Raw genomic sequence first — 17357 nt, 5'->3', positions numbered from 1 at the left:
TTATACTGTTATTTCTTTAATTATTTGTTGTTTAAATTCTTCAATGCTCATGCTTCCCAAATCGCCCTGCCCATGTTTGCGTACAGAAACCTGCCCTTCGGCTGCTTCTTTTTCGCCCACAATAAGCATGTATGGGATCTTTTTAACTTCAGCGTCGCGTATTTTACGACCGATCTTCTCGTCCCTGAAATCAATTAGCCCGCAAATATCGGAATCTTTTAACTCATCTGAAAGTTTTTTTGCATAATCTTCATACTTTTCCGATATCGGGAGGATAATAAACTGCTCCGGCGATAGCCAAAGCGGGAAATTACCCGCGCAATGCTCAATTAGTACGGCAATAAAGCGTTCCATAGAACCAAATGGCGCACGATGGATCATTACCGGGCGGTGCTTTTGGTTGTCGCTGCCGGTGTATTCCAGCTCGAAACGCTCTGGCAGGTTATAATCTACTTGGATAGTTCCCAACTGCCATTTACGGCCAATGGCATCCTTCACCATAAAATCGAGCTTAGGACCGTAGAACGCGGCTTCGCCTAATTCAACAACGGTAGTTAAACCCTTTTCAGCAGCAGATTCGATAATCGCTGTTTCGGCCAAGGCCCAGTTCTCATCACTGCCGATGTACTTGGTTTTGTTCTCCGGATCGCGAAGGGAAACCTGCGCGGTATAGTTGTTAAAGCCAAGGGCCTTAAATACGTATAATACCAGGTCGATAACCTTCTTAAACTCTTCCTTCACCTGGTCTGGGCGGCAGAACAGGTGGGCATCATCCTGCGTAAAGCCACGTACGCGGGTTAAACCGTGCAACTCGCCGCTTTGCTCGTAACGGTACACGGTACCAAACTCCGCCAAACGAACCGGCAGGTCTTTATACGACCGTGGTTTTGTTTTATATATCTCGCAGTGGTGCGGGCAGTTCATTGGTTTTAGCAAGAACTCTTCCCCTTCCTGCGGGGTTTTTATCGGCTGGAAAGAATCCGCGCCATATTTTTCGTAGTGACCGGAAGTGATATAAAGGTTTTTATGCCCGATGTGCGGGGTCATCACCTGCTCGTAGCCCGATTTTACCTGTGCTTTCTGTAAAAAGTTTTGCAGGCGTTCGCGCAAGGCGGTACCTTTTGGTAACCACAATGGTAAACCCATGCCTACTTTTTCGCTAAAAGCAAAAAGTTCCAGTTCCTTACCTAATTTGCGGTGATCGCGTTTTTTGGCTTCCTCTATTAGATGCAGATACTCTGTCAGCTCGCTTGCCTTAGGGAAAGTAACCCCATAGATGCGTGTAAGCTGCTTACGGCTCTCATCGCCGCGCCAGTAGGCACCGGCAAGGCTCATTAGCTTAGCTGCCTTTACAAAGCCTGTATTGGGGATATGCGGCCCACGGCACAGATCGGTAAAGTTACCTTGTGTGTAAAAAGTTATAGCACCATCGGGCAGGTCCTTTATCAGGTCCAGTTTGTATTCGTCGTCTTTTTCGGTAAAGTAGGCAATGGCGTCGGCTTTGCTCACGGGCTTGCGGATGTACTCGTTTTTAGCTTTAGCCAGTTCGATCATCTTATCTTCTATCTGCTTGAAATCGTCAGAAGAAAGGGTTTTGTCGCCAAAATCCACATCGTAATAAAAACCGGTTTCAATAGCCGGACCGATACCGAATTTGGTGCCCGGGTACAATGCCTCCAAAGCCTCGGCCAGCAAGTGTGCCGACGAGTGCCAGTAGGTTGCTTTACCCTTAGGATCGTTCCAGGTTAATAATTTAACGGATGAATCTTCATCAATTGGTCTGCTTGCATCCCATACTTCGCCGTTTACTTCGGCGGCTAATACGTTTCGTGCTAAGCCTTCAGAGATAGACAATGCTATCTGCATGGCAGTGATTCCCTTGTCGTACTGACGAACAGAACCATCTGGAAGTGTAATACTAATCATCTACAACTATGATTTAAATTCTAATAAATAGTAAATTATAAAAAATCACATACTAACGTGATTTACATTTAGCGCAAAAGTAGGAATTTTTATATAAGGGGAAAGTAAATTGTGAGTGTCTGAATCTATTTTAGGCCTCATTCTGTTAATTCTTTAATTCTGCAAGTTCTGATTCAGACAACTCTTATTGGCGATATCTTCGGCGGGTTTTTCGCTCGTACGCCTGCAAGCGTTACGCGCAGGGCCGGTACCCGCTACACCCCCTATCGCAAAAGAAGAGGCATTTAAATTTACATTTAACAGAAACTAAACATTAACCTTTATTTTTTTTCCTATTTTCATAGCCATAAATATCAACCAAACCCTCACGCATTATGATCGTTTACGGCACCAAGGCTAAAGTACTTTTAACGGAAGCTATTACCGAACCCTGCCCAAATTGCAACACACGCAACCTGCAAATGAACATATTGCAAAAATGGGCGCACATTTTCTGGATACCCACCTTCCCTATTGGCAAAACCGGCGTTTCGCAATGCGCACAATGTAAACAGGTTTTAAAGGAGAAAGAAATGCCAACTGCTCTTAAGTTGAGCTACGATAATTTAAAACTGCAAACCAAAACCCCTATTTGGACATTTTCTGGTATAGGCGTAATTATTTTGATCGGAATATTTGTTACCATACATGGCCGGCAGAATGCGGAGCGGATCACAAAAATGATCCCGGCTTTGCAAAAGGGTGATGTGCTTGCGTTAAAATTTAAGGATAATGCCTACAGCCTGGCCAAGGTAATGCAGGTAAAGGGCGATAGCGTGTTTTTTGTAAACAACAAATATCAAACCGACGGGGAAAGTGGCTTAAACGACTTGAAAACAAAAGAATACGACACCGAATTAAGGTTTTTCACCATTGCCGAGTTGAAAGCGATGAATAAAAATGAGAAGGTAATTGATATCGACAGGAATTAAATAGTCAAATACTTATTCTTTATTAAAAAATAATGATGCATTTCGTGCCCGGCAATGTGGTGGGCCAGGGCTCGTACGGTGGCATCATTGGCGGTGCCGGTGCCATGCCCCATCCTGTCGAAGGCTTCTTCGGGCAGGCCGTTAAAAAGGGCGATGGTAGCGTTCCGTACCGCTTCGTACTCCTCAAATATATTATCCAGATCACGTTTATCGGCGCCTGAGTATTTGGCGTAAGCATCCTGGTCGAAACCTATCAAACTTTGCTGTTCGTTACGGGCAAAACGCAGGGCGCGGTAGGCGAAGATGCGCTCATCATCAATTATGTGTACCAGGGTTTCCTTAATGCTCCATTTACCGGGCGCGTAACGGTGGAGCAGGCGTTCCTTGGGCAGCGAATAGATAAGGTCCTTCACCCGGTAAAAGTTGTTCTGCAAATATTTTAACACCATACCATCGGCTGGTATCAGTTTCATGTACATGATGGCGTACGGCGGGTAATCGCCCGGTTTGGGTGGCTGGATGATCCTCATTGATTTTCAGTAGGTTATCGAAAATTACGGGATTGCAGCTAACCTTGCCAAAAGATATTTGAAGAATATGGTGTTTGTTTAAACAAAAAGCCCTTCAACATTCCGTCAAAGGGCTTTCTAATATATTTACCGGATAAATTATCCTTTGAAATGCGCGATAATTAAGCTTGCCAGTTCAACACCGATACGTTCTTGTGCTTCGTTTGTAGCGGCGCCAATATGCGGGGTTAAAGAAATTTTTGGATGAGCTAAAATCTCCGCACGTGGGGTTGGTTCGTTATCAAACACGTCTAATGCCGCGTATGATACCTGGCCGCTGTTCAGCGCTTCTATCAATGCCAGTTCGTCAATTAAACCACCGCGAGAGATGTTTACCAACTGAACGCCTTTTTTCATTTGCGCAAGTTCTTCGGCACCTATCAGAGCTTTATCAATGAACGGTGTGTGCAGGGTAATGAAATCTGCTGTTTTGATGATCTCATCAAGCGTTGATGTTTTAACGGTTACGTTAACCTTGGTACCGCCTGTGCCTAAAACAATCTCCACTTCAGGGTTGAAGGGGAAAAGATCGTAAGCGATCACATCCATACCCACGCCTATAGCGATCTTGGCAACTTCGCGGCCTATGCGGCCAAAACCTACAATACCAAGGGTTTTGCCACGAAGCTCAACGCCTTTAGCGTAAGCCTTTTTAAGGTCGTTAAATTTAGTACCGCCATCAACCGGCATTTTGCGGTTGCTATCGTGCAGAAAACGCACACCGGTGAAAAGCTGCGCGAATACCAATTCGGCAACAGATAAAGAGGAAGATGCAGGCGTATTGTAAACACCAATGCCTTTTCCTTTAGCGTAATCTACGTCGATGTTGTCAACACCTACACCACCACGGCCAATTAGTTTAAGGCCCGGGCAAGCGTCTATAAGCGCTTTACGCACTTTAGTAGCGCTGCGTACGGTTATGGCGTCAAACTCCTGTAAACGTACAGGTAATTCATCCTGCGGGATATTGTTGGTTTCAACAAAAAAGCCCGCTTCTTCTAACATTTTTTTGCCTATCGGGTCGATGCCGTCATTGGCTAATATTTTGATCATGTCTTGGTTGATTAGGTTAAGTGGTTGATTAAGTTAAGTGGTTAAAGCAGCAAGAACTACTCACTACTCAACTTAATCAAACCAAAAACAATTACTAATTTTTCTCAGCAAACTCTTGCATAGCTTCTATCAGCACGTAAACACTGGTGATAGGCAACGCGTTGTAAATAGATGCGCGGAAACCGCCTACGCTCCTGTGGCCTTTTAAGCCTACGATACCTTTTTCGTCGCAAAGCTTCAGGAAAGGTTTTTCGTGCTCGGGGTTAGCGGCAACAAAGCAAACATTCATGTGCGAACGGTCTTCTGTAGCGGCTACAGCTTTAAAGAACGGGTTACGGTCTATTTCTTCGTACAATACGGCTGCTTTAGCGTCGTTCTCTTTTTCGATAGCTTCTACACCACCCTTGGCTTTCAGCCAGTTTAGGGTAAGCATGGATACATAGATAGCGAAGCATGGCGGCGTGTTGTACATCGATCCACCTTCTATTTGTACCTGGTAGTTAAACATAGCCGGGATCTTACGGCCGGTTTTGCCCAACAGGTCATCCTTAACAATTACCAAAGTAACACCGGCAGGGCCCATGTTTTTTTGCGCACCGGCGTAAATCACACCAAAATTGGCAACGTTTACCTTACGGCTGAAAATATCCGACGACATATCACAAACAACCGGTACAGGCGATGATGCAGGGAATTGCTTCAACTGCGTACCGTAAATAGTGTTGTTTGATGTAATGTGGAAATAAGCTGCATCGGCAGGTATTTCGTAATCTTTAGGGATGTAGTTAAAGTTGCTTTCTTTTGAAGTAGCAACAACTACCGTCTCGCCAAAAAACTTAGCCTCCTTTAGTGCCTTGTTGGCCCAAACGCCTGTTTCCAGGTACGCAGCTTTACCACCTTCGGGCAGTAAGTTGTATGGTGCCAAAGCAAATTGCGTGCTGGCACCCCCCTGTAAAAACAATACCGAATACCCCGCAGGAACTTCAAACAGTTCTTTTACCAGTTTAACAGCTTCGTCCAACACCGCTTCAAATTCCGGCGATCGGTGCGAAATTTCGAGCAAAGACAAACCTGTACCGTTAAAATCAATTACTGCTGCTGCAGCCTGTTTTAACACTTCGTGTGGTAATATGCCGGGGCCGGCACCGAAATTGTGTTTCATATTATGAGTTTATTTTATGCTGACGTTTGATTATCAACTTTGTATTTTGAAGTGCCGAAGTTAATAAATCCTATAAAGTTCATAGACTTTTTTTACATTTTTTAGAAAAAGTTGACATATGGCAACTCCGCATACCGCAGCAACGGGAATTTACCAGGTCACCTGCTTCAAAGCAGTTATTGCTGCTGTAGGGTTGGGTGCCGAGAATACGGAGTTACCGGCCACTAACACGTTTGCGCCTGCTGCCAACAACTGGGCGGCGTTGGTATTATCAACACCCCCGTCTACCTCTATCAGCAAACCGGGATTAACATTTTTGGCCAATTCCCTCACTTCGGCTATCTTAGTATAGCTATGCGGGATGAATTTCTGCGCGCCAAAACCAGGATTGACCGACATGACCAGCACCATATCCAAATCGGCAATAATATCCTTTAATAACATAGCGGGTGTGTGTGGGTTGATAGCGACCGATGCCTTACAGCCCAGTTCTTTTATGGCCTGTACGGTGCGATGCAGGTGCGGGCAAGCCTCGTAATGCACGGTAATACTATATGCGCCTTCTTCGGCAAATGCCTTGAGGTAACGGTCGGGATCAACGATCATTAGGTGTACGTCGATTGGTTTTAGGGCGTACTTTTTTACCGCCTTTAACACCGGGAAACCAAAAGAAATATTGGGCACAAACATGCCATCCATCACATCAAAGTGCATCCAGTCGGCCTGGCTATTGTTCATCATTTCAACATCGCGCTGCATGTTTGCAAAATCGGCAGCTAAAATTGAAGGCGCTATCAGGTGGTTCATGGGGTAAAGATAGGAGTTGTGGGTTAAAAAGGTTGGAAAAAGTTATAAGGGTTAAGATGTGCGGTTTTTAAACCCCTCCCCCAGGAGGGGCCGTGAAGACGATGTGCGCAAACGCAGGGAGGGGTTTCGACACCATGTTTAGAAAATCGATAAACCCCCTACCTTCCCCTCGCCATATAAGGAATAGCGCTTTCCCCGCGCTTCTTGTTTTCTACCTTATCATATCACCATCTCCGGCACATCACCCTCAATAATAAGTTTCCCTGCCGTTGCCTTAATAATTTCCTCAACACTTACACCCGGCGCACGCTCTAAAAGCTTAAAACCGCCTTCGGGCAATACATCCAGCACGGCCAGTTCGGTTACTATTTTTTTAACGCAGTTTACGCCGGTTAAGGGTAGCGTGCAGTTGGGTAACAGTTTAGATTCCCCGGCTTTATTTACGTGTTGCATAGCTACGATGATATTTTCTGCCGACGCCACCAGGTCCATAGCGCCGCCCATTCCTTTTACCATTTTGCCGGGAATCTTCCAGTTGGCTATGTCGCCATTTTCGGACACCTCCATGGCACCAAGAATGGTGAGATTTACCTTTTTCGAACGGATCATCCCAAAGCTCATCGCCGAATCAAACACCGCAGAGCCGGGCAGCATGGTGATGGTTTGTTTGCCGGCGTTTATCAGGTCCGGGTCTTCCTCACCCTCAAAGGGAAAAGGGCCCATACCCAGCAAACCGTTTTCGGATTGCAGCACTACATCTATATGTTCGGGGATGTAATTGGCTACCAACGTAGGTATGCCGATGCCGAGGTTTACATAGTAACCGTCTTTTATTTCTTTTGCGATGCGTTTCGCTATTCCTGTTTTATCTAACATTTTTAATTTGATGATTTGGTAATTTGATGATTTGAAAATGCTATGATTTGGATGTTGCGATAATTTTGGATAGAATTTTAATGATAACAATGAGTTTATCGAGTAAAGCCTGATTAAATGGATACGTCTTAGCAAATTGGCAAAGCAGCAAAAAATATTCAGCCTCTTCTGCTTCTTTAGCGGCTATTTTTATTTTGTGTGTAAAATCGGCTTTGCTTTCTGCATTTTGTGCTTCGCGAACGTTTGCACCTATTGATGTTCCACATCTAAATTAATTGATTGGCAATCGCGTACTTTCTGAGACTTTCCAATTCTTCGGTGAATTCAATAATGTCTAAAGCAAATCAAAAGTTAATTTTACAATAAGGTTTTCTTTGTCATTTCTCATTACTTCTCATTTTCAATTTTTTTTCTTTTCTCATTATTCTTAATTTTCAAATCGTCAAATTACTCCTTCTTCCTCACTGTGCGTTGTTCAATCCTCTTTTCGTAATCCTCTCCCTGGAAAATACGATGCACGTAGATACCAGGGGTATGTACATTATCCGGATCCAGTTCGCCGGGTTCTACCAGTTCTTCTACCTCGGCGATGGTGATTTTACCTGCCATAGCCATTACGGGGTTAAAATTCCGGGCAGTGGAGCGGTAAACAAGATTGCCCATCCTATCCCCTTTCCAGGCTTTTACAATTGCGAAATCGGCATCGAAGGCCATTTCCATCAGGTAATCTTTTCCGTTAAAATTTCTAACTTCCTTGCCTATGGCTACTTCGGTACCGATGCCTGCGGGGGTAAAAATGGCTGGCATTCCATAGCCTGCCGCCATACAGCGGGTGGCTAATGTGCCCTGCGGGATCAACTCTACTTCCAATTCGCCGCTAAGCAACTGGCGCTCGAACACCGCGTTCTCGCCTACGTAGGAGGAGATCATTTTTTTAACCTGGTGTTGGTGTAGCAGCAAGCCGATGCCAAAATCGTCCACGCCGGCGTTATTGGAAATACAGGTAAGGTTTTTTACACCTTTTTTCACTAAAGCTAAAATGCATTTTTCGGGCAGGCCGCACATGCCGAAGCCGCCAAGCATCAGCGTGCTGCCGTCTTCTATATCGCGGATGGCCTCATCGGCACCGCTAACAACTTTGTTCATGGTAAATAATTGGTTGGGGCAAAATTAAGTTTTTTAGTTCATAGTTGGTGGTTATTGGTTCATAGTTGATGGTTCATAGTTCATGGGGAAATTAATTAAGGATGATAAGGGCAATGAAGAAATCACTCTGAACAATAAACCAAACACCTTTTACCATGAACTATCATCTACGAACCATAAACCCCTCTTGGCATACATCTTGTTTTACTATTATTATCATCAACCAAAATATAATCATTATGGAACTCGAAAACCAAAATAACCAGCCTAACGCATACGAAGTTAAAGACGACGATAATCTCGAAGAGAAAGACCTGCGTCGCTCCTTGCTGTTTGGCAGCGGCGATGAAGAAAAGCAAGGTAATGAACCCGGTTTAGAAGGTTCGCCGGCTGGCGGTCAACGGTTCGGCGAAAATAACAACACCCCATCCGGCGACGACAAAAATAACCCAACGCAGCTGGCGGGTAATTCCAACGGGTATTTCGCCCGTACCGAACCATCAGACGAGCACCCGGAAAACTCAAACTTTAAAGAAGCAAGCCAATTAGGACAGCCTAATTATACGCAGGCAGCCGATGCAGCGAAAACCGGCCAATCGGATACAGAAATTACAGGCCCCGTGCGCGAAGACCCAGATGTTGCGGATGCTACCGACAACAAAAACGAGCAGAACAAAACTTACCAGGAAGGTACTGCCGACGGTAACGACGTAAACATCCCGGGGCCGAACGAAACGCCTGATCAGCAAAAAGTTGGAGAGTAAACTAATCACGCGACGTCATGCTGACGTTTAAAACTAGCGGCCTCGGGAGGAAATAAGAGAAAGCGCAGGCTCACCATGACCCACACATAATTTGCGTCTATACCTTACCACTTCATCCTCCTCTCAATAAATTTAATTAGATCGGCGGCCATTACTTTGTGTTCACTTTCACTGGGGTGGCCGCCGGTTTCTTTGTAGGGGAAAAAGTGCGTGTAAATCCCTTTATCGCGCATATTATCCACCGCTTTTTCGATGTAACCCGGCCATGGCGAACCTTTTTTGGTGGCATCCATGGCACCTAAAGCACAAATAATTTTAGCATCAGGATAATTACTGCGGATGTTGCTGATAAACTTTTGATAGGCGGCAATGATAAACTCCGGTGTAGGCGGCGTATCCCCAAAACGGGCCTTAAAATTCGCGTTATCGGGCTTTAAAATTATCCAGGCATCATTCTGAAACAGGTTCACCACCACTACTTCGGGCGTATATTTTTTAAAGTCCCAAAGCCTGGTGGAATCCATCGCGTAAGTTCGATTATATATATCCGGCATTACGTAGGGGAACCAACTTACGGTAACGCCTATGCCGCTTTTACCAATGCAAAAATAATCGGCGTTAAAGTGGCGGGCGGTTATGTTAGCGTAGCTTTTGTAACCGTTCTCAAACTCATAAGAGCCGCGGTCTTTCCCTTCCAGATCCTCAATGGCATACCCGCAGGTAATGGAGTTGCCGTAAAATTCTATGCGATGCTTGTAAATCGGCGGCGGCAACACTCTGGCATCGGCATCTAACGTAAATTTATAAAATAATAACCGCCCCATTTCATATTCGGTGCGTTTAAACAGTTCCAGTTTATGCGGGCCTTTTGGTAAATCGGTGGCCAACACATATTCCTTTTTATAGTTTTTCACCTGGATGGTGTTCACAACGGTCCCATCAACTACCACGGTAATAAAATCAAAGCCAGTATCATCTTGTAAGGTCGCCTTAGCGCTGGTGCCATCGAAATTAATAATAGCGGATGAAGCCGTCCAGGTTAGTTCAGCAGCATCTTCCTTCATCCCTATTCTCCCCATATAATGGATATTCGGGTCGGTATAGGACACCACCGTTTGCGCGGTACAGCTAACCGAAAAGCAAGCGCTTATTAAAACAATTAATTGGAAGGCAGTTAATCTTTTCATCATTTTAATTCCTGAACCCAGGATCTGTATTGTTATCTTTTAGTGTGTGAAATTCGCCAATTTATTTAAAATAAACATAGGTTATCCCTGCTCCGCCCCTGTCGGCGTGTTCATCTTCCATCCTATCCACCTGCTCGTACTTTTTCAGGTACTGGCGGATCATTTTTCTTAGGATCCCGTCACCTTTACCGTGCAATATTTTTAGGGTAGCGAAACCCATCATCAAGGCCCTGTCAAACAATTTCTCTATCGCAAAAAGCGCATCCTCGGTACGCATCCCCCGCACGTCTATTTCCGGACTAAAGCTGGCTATATCGCTTGTGTGACCAATATTACTGCGCCGTATTTCCTTCGGCACGGTAGCTTTGGCAACTTTTTCCACACGCTTGCGCTTCACTACGGTGCGCAGTTCGCCCATCGCTATCACCACGTTGTCCTTTATCAGTTCAATCACCTGTCCGGTGGTGTCGCCGTCTATTAGTTTCACCCAATCGCCGATTTTTATTTCTTCATCGGTATTGGTAGCGGCTTTTGGTACTTCCGCCTTAACAGTGTTCTTTTTAACTTCGGCTGTAAGGTTGTCGCGCAGGGTTTTAGTCACCTCCTTATCGGCGTTGCTGCTTTTTATTTCGGCAATGGTGTTCTCCACCAGCTTGTTTGCGTTCAGGATGATGTCCTTTGCTTCCTGCTTGGCTTCCTTTAACAGCGCTTTACGGTTCTCATCCAAAAAGCTTTTCAGCTCTTCGTTTTCTTTCAGCAAGAGGTTTACATGGCGCTGCTGCTTGTCCAGCTTCTGTTTGGTATCAAAAATTTCTTTTTTCTCGCGTTCCAGGTCAACCAATAAGCTGTCTACCTTTTTTTGCCCGGCGCTAACTTTGTTACGTGCCAGGTTCAATACATTTTGCGGCAGGCCTATCTTTTGCGCTATCTCGAACGCGTAGGAGCTGCCCGGTTTGCCAACTTCCAGCATATAAAGGGGCTGCATAGCTGTATTGTTAAACAACATCGACGCATTCTCTATCCCCTCAGTATGGCTGGCAAAGATCTTGAGGTTAGAGTAATGCGTGGTTACCATACCGCGTACTTTTTTGTGGTTCAGAGCCTCCAGTACGGCCTCGGCTATCGGGCCGCCAAATTGCGGGTCGGTACCAGTGCCAAACTCATCTATCAATATCAGTGTTTTACCATTGGCACCTTCCACAAAGTATTTCATTTTGGATAAGTGCGCGCTATAAGTACTCAAATCGCTTTCGATGGATTGGTCGTCACCTATACCTACAAAAAGCTGCTTAAATACACCGGCTACGCTATCCGCACTCGCGGATATCAGCAAGCCGGCCTGCACCATCATCTGCAACAACCCAACGGTTTTCATGCAGACTGATTTACCGCCCGCATTCGGCCCGGAAACCACGATGATGCGTGTCCCTTCGTCTATCGATACATTTAGCGGCACAACTGTTCTCTTCTCCTTTTTAAAATTGAGATACAATAGCGGGTGGCGCGCGTTATAAAAAGTGAAGCGGCCCTCATTAACCACCTTTGGCATTTCAGCCTCAATATCTATAGCAAAAAGTGCTTTGGCACGCACAAAGTCCAGCTTGGTTAACAACCCGTGGTACGATAACAGCAAAGGCACGTAAGGGCGCAACTCGTCGGTTAAATGAGTTAAGATCTTGATGATCTCTCGGCGGCGGTCAAACTCCAGGTCGCGGATGCGGTTGTTAAGGGAGAATACCTCTTCCGGCTCCAGGTAAACCGTTTGCCCGGAGGCAGATTCATCGTGGATAAAACCCTTCACCTTGCGCTTATTTTCGGCAAGCAAAGGGATACAAAGTCTGCCATCCCGTATGGTGAGCGAACCATCGGCCGTCCAGTTGCTGGCACTGGCGGCTTTAAATATCTGGTCTATTTTTTTGCGTGCTTCCTGTTCGGCTTTGGCAATGCCGCTGGTAATATCCATCAGATCGCGCGAAGCGTTATGGCGAATTTTCCCTTTCGCGTCGATCACCATATCAATCTTTTTAAGAATCGCTTTCTCTATCGGCAGGTGCTCAAAAAGCGCCTCGAGGTTAGGATACACATCCTTACGCTCATTAAAGTAAGCGATAACCGCGAATACGGTAGTAAGTGATGCCTGCACCTGGAAAAACTCCTCTTCCGACAGGAAAGCACCCTCTATCTTCGCCTTATTGGCCAGCGTTTTAATATCGTAGAAATGGTTTATGGGCAGCGCATCGTCGTTTTGGAGGATGTTCTTAAATTCATTGGCCTGGTTCAAGAACTTATATATTAGGTCATAATTACTCATTACCTGTATCTTATCAACCATTTGCTGGCCCATAACACTCAGGCAATGCGCCTTTATCAGTTCTTTTATTTCGGTGAAACCAAGCTTATCTGCACTATTGAGCGGGTAAAGCATCTTTATTTTTTAATGTACTCTTTGGCGTACTTTTTTTAACTAACGAATCTGTTTTCCCCTTGATGTTTTGCGATACCTTTTCATATATCTCTGTCAGTTTAAGGGGTTGTGTGGTGTAATATTTAAGGCTGGTCGCAAATTGCTTATCAGTGGTATGGTAGCGTTTAAATACGGCAACATATCGCGCCGAGCCGTATTTGTAAAGACTATCAGGCACCTGGGGCACATTGTACAGGCCGCCATCGGTAAGGTGTATCTCGGTAAGCAGGCCCACCATTTGCGGTTGTTCAATTATTCCTTCAGGTGCATTATCGCCGCCACACGCGGTTAAAAATACTAATACTGAAAAAAACAAGACGATATATTTATGCATTCTGTAATTTAGCGGCGTTTATAAAAGACAAATTTACGGATAAATGAGCATTGCAGATAATATCAAAAGCCTAAAAAAGGAAACCGACGGGATAAAGGTTACGTTACTGGCTGTTTCTAAAACCAAACCCGCCGAAGAGCTGATGGAGGCCTATAATGCAGGACAACGCTTATTTGGCGAAAATATGGTGCAGGAACTGGTAGAAAAACAAGAAACACTACCAAAAGATATTGAATGGCACCTGATAGGCCACCTGCAAACCAATAAAGTGAAATATATTGCGCCTTTCGTGAGCATGATACAATCCGTAGACAGCATAAAATTGCTACAGGAAATTAACAAACACGCCGAAAAGAACAAGCGTGTGATCGATTGCCTTTTACAGATCTATATTGCCGATGAAGACACCAAATATGGTTTGGGTTTTGACGAAGCGATAGAATTGCTCCGTAGCGAGGAATACACAGCTTTGAAGAACATCCGCATTCGCGGACTGATGGGCATAGCAACCAACACCGATAGCGAAAAGCAGGTAAAGGAAGAATATTACGAACTAAACACCTTTTTCGATGGGGTAAAAACCAGCTTTTTCCGCAAGGAGACGTCGTTTGATACGCTATCTATGGGCATGTCGGCAGATTATAAGTTGGCTATAGAACAAGGCAGCAACATGGTACGGCTGGGCAGTACTATATTTGGTACGCGAGTGGTGAAGCACTGGAAAAATGACACGATTTAGGGATTAAAAGATTAACACGATTTTTCGTCTGAACTCGAATTTATAGAATTAAAGAATTTACAGAATAGATGGATAATATTACCCGAGATACTAATCAAAAGCTCCCCCTTCAGGGGGTTGTGGGGCCTTTTCTCCGCTTTGCCGTTAAGGAAGATTGTCCGCGGCTTTTGGAGCTGATCATCGAACTGGCCATATTTGAAAAAGAACCTGATGCGGTTACCGTTACACAGGCAGAATTTGAGGATGCCGGTTTTGGTGCCAAATCTGTTTGGAAAGCGTTTGTAGTTGAAGCCGAAGGCCAGATAGTAGGCTTCGCGCTGTACTATATCCGCTATTCTACCTGGAAAGGGCAGCGCCTTTACCTGGAAGACCTGGTAATAACCGAAGCTTACCGCGGTAAAGGCTTGGGTAAGCTATTGTTTGACAGACTGATACAGGAAACCCGCGAACTGGGTTACAGTGGTATGGTTTGGCAAGTGCTCGACTGGAACGAACCGGCCATTAAATTCTACAATAAATACGAAGCAAACATTGAGGCGGGCTGGCTGAACGCCGCCTTGTCAAAGGAACAGGTAGGAAATTTCTAAAGCTGATGAGGTTAACATTTCTGTTAGGTTTGGTTTTATTCGCGCTGACTTCCTGCAATTTCGGGAGGCCGAAAAACAATAAGCCGGATATTTTTAAAGATACCGTTGCCTACACCATGCAAAGCATTCACGAGCGCGCCAATGATTGCGGCAATAAAGCGGATAGCGCCTGCACCGTTGCAAAAATTGCTTACCCGGTGTTTAAAGCACAGGAAGCATTAAACGATAGTTTAAAACGCGGGTTGTTGAACATTAATTTTTCGGACAACATATCCCATGACACCAGCCTGAAAATGATGACGGACCGGTATTTTGAAGAGTATGCGGACTTTAAAAAATATAATAAAACGGAGGACAGGTTTTTCACAATCGACACCTATGCAAAAGTGGTGAACCAGGATAGCAGCTTGTTGGCACTGGAATATGGGGGTTACGTTTACGAAGGAGGTGCCCACGGTGCAGATTTTACGGAATTTATTAACTGGAACCCGAACACAAAAAGGGGCATCTATTTAAAGGATATATTATTACCCGGTGCTTATCCAAAATTGACAAAAATTGCGGAGGAGATCTTCCGGAAAAATGAAAAATTAAAGGATACATCCTCCCTTGCCCGCGACTATTTTTTTAGAGATAATAAATTCTGGCTGAACGAGAATTACCTGTTCACCCCTGTAGGGATCAGGTTTGTTTATAACGAGTACGAAATAAAACCTTATGCTGCCGGGCAAACAGAACTGCTGATCCCCTGGGCACAAATAAAAACATTAATACGGCCCAATGCGGTTGTTGCACCATACACAAAAAAAGATGCTGGTATTTAAATTCGGAGGTGCATCGGTTAAGGATGCGCAGGGCGTAATTAATTTAGGAAAAGTAGTTAGCGGGTACGCGGGTAACCAGCTGCTGGTTGTGGTATCGGCCATGGGCAAAACCACCAATGCGCTCGAAAAACTCACCAACGCTTATGTGAATAGCGATGGCGACGTGCACGAGATCTTCGACGAACTAAAAGCCTATCATTACCAAATTATAGCAGAACTTTTTGAGCCCGGCCACCCGGTGTTTGATGAGGTAGCCAACACTTTTGTGGAAATAGACTGGATGATAGAGGACGAACCGCAGGACGATTACGACTTTATTTACGACCAGATAGTTTCCATAGGTGAATTGGTATCAACCCGTATTGTAAACGCCTGGTTTAATCACGAGGGCATTGCCAGTAAATGGCTGGATGTGCGCGGCTATATCCACACCGATAATACCTACCGCGAAGGCGTTGTAGATTGGGCTAAAACCCGCGAAAGCATTCAAAAGGACTTCCCGGCGTTGCTGGAAAAAAGTATTATTGTAACCCAGGGATTTTTGGGTGGTACATCGGAGAATTTCACCACCACCCTTGGCCGGGAAGGCTCTGATTATACCGCTTCTATTATCGCTTCCTGTTTGGGTGCCGAATCGGTAACCACCTGGAAGGACGTTCCCGGCATCTTAAACGCCGACCCTAAATATTTTGCCGATACCATCAAATTTGATGAGCTAAGCTACCAGGAAGCAATAGAAATGACCTTTTATGGGGCAAGTGTGATCCACCCAAAAACCATTAAACCGCTCCAAAATGCCAAGATCCCGCTGCTGGTAAAGCCCTTTACTGATCCTGATGCACCGGGTACCATCATCAAAGAAAATGCGGTAAACAGCTTCGCCAAGCCAGTTATCATTGTAAAACAAAAGCAGGTGATGCTTTCTGTTTCCGCGGGAGATTATTCGTTTATCTCTGAGAGTCACCTGAGCGAGATCTTCGGGTTGTTTGCCAAAAATCATGTAAAGGTGAATGTAATGCAAACCTCGGCTTTAAGTTTTACTGCTTGTATCGATTTTGTGCCCGAGCGTTTTGAAAAATTGCTCGCATCGCTCAAAGCGTTCTTCAAGGTAAAATATAATGATAACCTTACGCTGATAACCTTAAGGCATTATAATGATGAATCGCTTGCGGAAGTAACCGCCGGTAAAACTATCCTGATGAAACAAACCAGCAGAAATACCGCCCAAATGGTGGTTAAATAAGCAGCAGCAGGTAAGCCACTAACGCGGCACAAACGGTATTGAGGAAATTAACCAGGTTGTTTTTGATGTAACCCCCACGCTCCAGCGTTGCACCTAAAACCGAATCGAGGATATTGCCTGCCGTGCCCGAAATTACTATGAACCAAAACTCCTTGCTCCAGCCAGAAAACAACGCGTAGATAAGCGCGATTACCATTGATCCGGCTATGCCGACAAGCGTACCTTCCAAACTAATTACCCCGTCCCTGCCCCTCTCATCGGGTTTAAAACTGATGATATTATAAAATCGCCGCCCGTAAACCGTGCCTAATTCTGATGAGAGCGTATCCGCTGTGGCGGATGATAATGCAGCAGCTAATAAAACCAGCAAAAGGTACCCGCATGCAGGCATCAACCACATTACCAGCCCGCAAAGTGCCGCCATGCCGCCGTTGGCCAATACCTGTGCGGCATCGCGGATCTCAGGGTGGGTCTGACCTTTCGAAGCCTTTTTCCAGGAGGTTGCGATGGTTGCCATCACAAAGAAAGCCGCCAGCATTAAAATACCAGGCAACCCTGCCCCTATATAGATACTTAGCTCCACCAGGCCTCCTGTCAATGTGCCTACCAAAGTAAGTTTACGGTGTTTGTAAACAGCAATAAGAATGGCTACAAGAAAAACAAGGAAGATAGTGTAGGGCATGGTCATACAACCACGAATTTCAA

Annotated in this window: 17 protein-coding genes and 1 pseudogene; 6 read left to right on the top strand and 12 right to left on the bottom strand. The window is 45.1% G+C overall.

The genetic code is table 11. From position 1 onward, the window contains the following. The gene (gene thrS, locus EPL05_RS16740) at window positions 1-1926 is read right to left on the bottom strand and encodes a threonine--tRNA ligase (protein ID WP_128535114.1); all 1926 of its coding nucleotides are present in this window, start codon (window positions 1924-1926) and stop codon (window positions 1-3) included. A 374-nt stretch (window positions 1927-2300) separates the two neighbouring features. On the opposite strand from thrS, the gene EPL05_RS16735 reads away from it, so the two are divergent. After that, window positions 2301-2897 carry a hypothetical protein gene (locus EPL05_RS16735; RefSeq protein ID WP_128535113.1) on the top strand — a complete coding sequence of 199 codons (597 nt, stop codon included), beginning with the start codon at window positions 2301-2303 and terminating at the stop codon, window positions 2895-2897. Here the strand turns inward: EPL05_RS16735 and EPL05_RS16730 are convergent. The 7 genes and pseudogenes from EPL05_RS16730 to EPL05_RS16700 all read right to left on the bottom strand — a co-directional run bounded on the left by EPL05_RS16730 (window position 2894) and on the right by EPL05_RS16700 (window position 8510). Further along, the gene (locus tag EPL05_RS16730; RefSeq protein WP_128535112.1) at window positions 2894-3427 is read right to left on the bottom strand and encodes a DinB family protein; all 534 of its coding nucleotides are present in this window, start codon (window positions 3425-3427) and stop codon (window positions 2894-2896) included. The genes EPL05_RS16735 and EPL05_RS16730 overlap by 4 nt on opposite strands. 138 nt (window positions 3428-3565) lie before the next feature. Beyond that, window positions 3566-4519 (bottom strand): D-2-hydroxyacid dehydrogenase, encoded by a 954-nt coding sequence (locus EPL05_RS16725; RefSeq protein ID WP_208394772.1) that lies wholly within the window; start codon window positions 4517-4519, stop codon window positions 3566-3568. Window positions 4520-4613: 94 nt separating this feature from the next. Beyond that, window positions 4614-5681, bottom strand: coding sequence for a 3-phosphoserine/phosphohydroxythreonine transaminase (gene serC, locus EPL05_RS16720; protein ID WP_128535111.1), 1068 nt, complete (start codon window positions 5679-5681; stop codon window positions 4614-4616). Between the two features lie 150 nt (window positions 5682-5831). Beyond that, a complete protein-coding gene (rpe, locus tag EPL05_RS16715; RefSeq protein WP_128535110.1) occupies window positions 5832-6488 on the bottom strand; it encodes a ribulose-phosphate 3-epimerase in 657 nt (218 codons plus the stop codon). A 219-nt stretch (window positions 6489-6707) separates the two neighbouring features. Further along, complete coding sequence (locus tag EPL05_RS16710) at window positions 6708-7364, bottom strand: 3-oxoacid CoA-transferase subunit B (RefSeq protein ID WP_128535109.1); 657 nt, start codon at window positions 7362-7364, stop codon at window positions 6708-6710. Between the two features lie 40 nt (window positions 7365-7404). Next, window positions 7405-7620: pseudogene (locus EPL05_RS24355) on the bottom strand (four helix bundle protein); the annotation flags it as partial. A gap of 191 nt (window positions 7621-7811) precedes the next feature. Further along, window positions 7812-8510, bottom strand: coding sequence for a CoA transferase subunit A (locus EPL05_RS16700; protein ID WP_128535108.1), 699 nt, complete (start codon window positions 8508-8510; stop codon window positions 7812-7814). A gap of 239 nt (window positions 8511-8749) precedes the next feature. Between EPL05_RS16700 and EPL05_RS16695 the strand changes: the two genes are divergently transcribed. Beyond that, window positions 8750-9274 carry a hypothetical protein gene (locus EPL05_RS16695; RefSeq protein WP_128535107.1) on the top strand — a complete coding sequence of 175 codons (525 nt, stop codon included), beginning with the start codon at window positions 8750-8752 and terminating at the stop codon, window positions 9272-9274. A 104-nt stretch (window positions 9275-9378) separates the two neighbouring features. Here EPL05_RS16695 and EPL05_RS16690 read toward each other — a convergent pair whose 3' ends face one another. The 3 genes from EPL05_RS16690 to EPL05_RS16680 are packed head-to-tail and all read right to left on the bottom strand — an operon-like array spanning window position 9379 to window position 13259. Then, a complete protein-coding gene (locus EPL05_RS16690; RefSeq protein ID WP_208394771.1) occupies window positions 9379-10464 on the bottom strand; it encodes an SGNH/GDSL hydrolase family protein in 1086 nt (361 codons plus the stop codon). Between the two features lie 58 nt (window positions 10465-10522). Continuing rightward, entirely contained in the window at window positions 10523-12886 is a 2364-nt protein-coding gene (locus tag EPL05_RS16685) for an endonuclease MutS2 (protein ID WP_128535106.1), read from the bottom strand. Beyond that, a complete protein-coding gene (locus tag EPL05_RS16680; RefSeq protein ID WP_128535105.1) occupies window positions 12867-13259 on the bottom strand; it encodes a DUF4296 domain-containing protein in 393 nt (130 codons plus the stop codon). The genes EPL05_RS16685 and EPL05_RS16680 overlap by 20 nt, the downstream gene beginning before the upstream one ends. Window positions 13260-13302: 43 nt before the next feature. Here EPL05_RS16680 and EPL05_RS16675 point away from each other — a divergent pair, with 43 nt between their 5' ends. From EPL05_RS16675 to EPL05_RS16660, 4 genes are all read left to right on the top strand, one after another. Further along, window positions 13303-13998, top strand: coding sequence for a YggS family pyridoxal phosphate-dependent enzyme (locus EPL05_RS16675; RefSeq protein ID WP_128535104.1), 696 nt, complete (start codon window positions 13303-13305; stop codon window positions 13996-13998). Between the two features lie 68 nt (window positions 13999-14066). Then, entirely contained in the window at window positions 14067-14585 is a 519-nt protein-coding gene (locus tag EPL05_RS16670; RefSeq protein WP_128535103.1) for a GNAT family N-acetyltransferase, read from the top strand. 5 nt (window positions 14586-14590) lie between these two features. Then, the gene (locus EPL05_RS16665; protein WP_128535102.1) at window positions 14591-15409 is read left to right on the top strand and encodes a DUF3298 and DUF4163 domain-containing protein; all 819 of its coding nucleotides are present in this window, start codon (window positions 14591-14593) and stop codon (window positions 15407-15409) included. After that, entirely contained in the window at window positions 15396-16652 is a 1257-nt protein-coding gene (locus tag EPL05_RS16660; RefSeq protein WP_128535101.1) for an aspartate kinase, read from the top strand. Before EPL05_RS16665 ends, EPL05_RS16660 begins: the two co-directional genes overlap by 14 nt. Here EPL05_RS16660 and EPL05_RS16655 read toward each other — a convergent pair. Beyond that, complete coding sequence (locus tag EPL05_RS16655) at window positions 16645-17340, bottom strand: DUF92 domain-containing protein (RefSeq protein WP_128535148.1); 696 nt, start codon at window positions 17338-17340, stop codon at window positions 16645-16647. The two genes, EPL05_RS16660 and EPL05_RS16655, sit on opposite strands and share 8 nt — an antisense overlap. Window positions 17341-17357 lie beyond the last annotated feature (17 nt).

Source organism: Mucilaginibacter gilvus (assembly GCF_004054195.1).
Classification (GTDB): Bacteria; Bacteroidota; Bacteroidia; order Sphingobacteriales; family Sphingobacteriaceae; genus Mucilaginibacter; species Mucilaginibacter gilvus.
Note: the sequence above shows the minus strand (reverse complement) of the source record. Positions and strands in the feature narration are given on the sequence as shown.

Coding starts and splice junctions, on each gene's coding strand:
- thrS (WP_128535114.1), bottom strand. CDS start 1,926: ATGATTAGTATTACACTTCCAGATGGTTCTGTTCGTCAGTACGACAAG.
- EPL05_RS16735 (WP_128535113.1), top strand. CDS start 2,301: ATGATCGTTTACGGCACCAAGGCTAAAGTACTTTTAACGGAAGCTATT.
- EPL05_RS16730 (WP_128535112.1), bottom strand. CDS start 3,427: ATGAGGATCATCCAGCCACCCAAACCGGGCGATTACCCGCCGTACGCC.
- EPL05_RS16725 (WP_208394772.1), bottom strand. CDS start 4,519: ATGATCAAAATATTAGCCAATGACGGCATCGACCCGATAGGCAAAAAA.
- serC (WP_128535111.1), bottom strand. CDS start 5,681: ATGAAACACAATTTCGGTGCCGGCCCCGGCATATTACCACACGAAGTG.
- rpe (WP_128535110.1), bottom strand. CDS start 6,488: ATGAACCACCTGATAGCGCCTTCAATTTTAGCTGCCGATTTTGCAAAC.
- EPL05_RS16710 (WP_128535109.1), bottom strand. CDS start 7,364: ATGTTAGATAAAACAGGAATAGCGAAACGCATCGCAAAAGAAATAAAA.
- EPL05_RS16700 (WP_128535108.1), bottom strand. CDS start 8,510: ATGAACAAAGTTGTTAGCGGTGCCGATGAGGCCATCCGCGATATAGAA.
- EPL05_RS16695 (WP_128535107.1), top strand. CDS start 8,750: ATGGAACTCGAAAACCAAAATAACCAGCCTAACGCATACGAAGTTAAA.
- EPL05_RS16690 (WP_208394771.1), bottom strand. CDS start 10,464: ATGATGAAAAGATTAACTGCCTTCCAATTAATTGTTTTAATAAGCGCT.
- EPL05_RS16685 (WP_128535106.1), bottom strand. CDS start 12,886: ATGCTTTACCCGCTCAATAGTGCAGATAAGCTTGGTTTCACCGAAATA.
- EPL05_RS16680 (WP_128535105.1), bottom strand. CDS start 13,259: ATGCATAAATATATCGTCTTGTTTTTTTCAGTATTAGTATTTTTAACC.
- EPL05_RS16675 (WP_128535104.1), top strand. CDS start 13,303: ATGAGCATTGCAGATAATATCAAAAGCCTAAAAAAGGAAACCGACGGG.
- EPL05_RS16670 (WP_128535103.1), top strand. CDS start 14,067: ATGGATAATATTACCCGAGATACTAATCAAAAGCTCCCCCTTCAGGGG.
- EPL05_RS16665 (WP_128535102.1), top strand. CDS start 14,591: ATGAGGTTAACATTTCTGTTAGGTTTGGTTTTATTCGCGCTGACTTCC.
- EPL05_RS16660 (WP_128535101.1), top strand. CDS start 15,396: ATGCTGGTATTTAAATTCGGAGGTGCATCGGTTAAGGATGCGCAGGGC.
- EPL05_RS16655 (WP_128535148.1), bottom strand. CDS start 17,340: ATGACCATGCCCTACACTATCTTCCTTGTTTTTCTTGTAGCCATTCTT.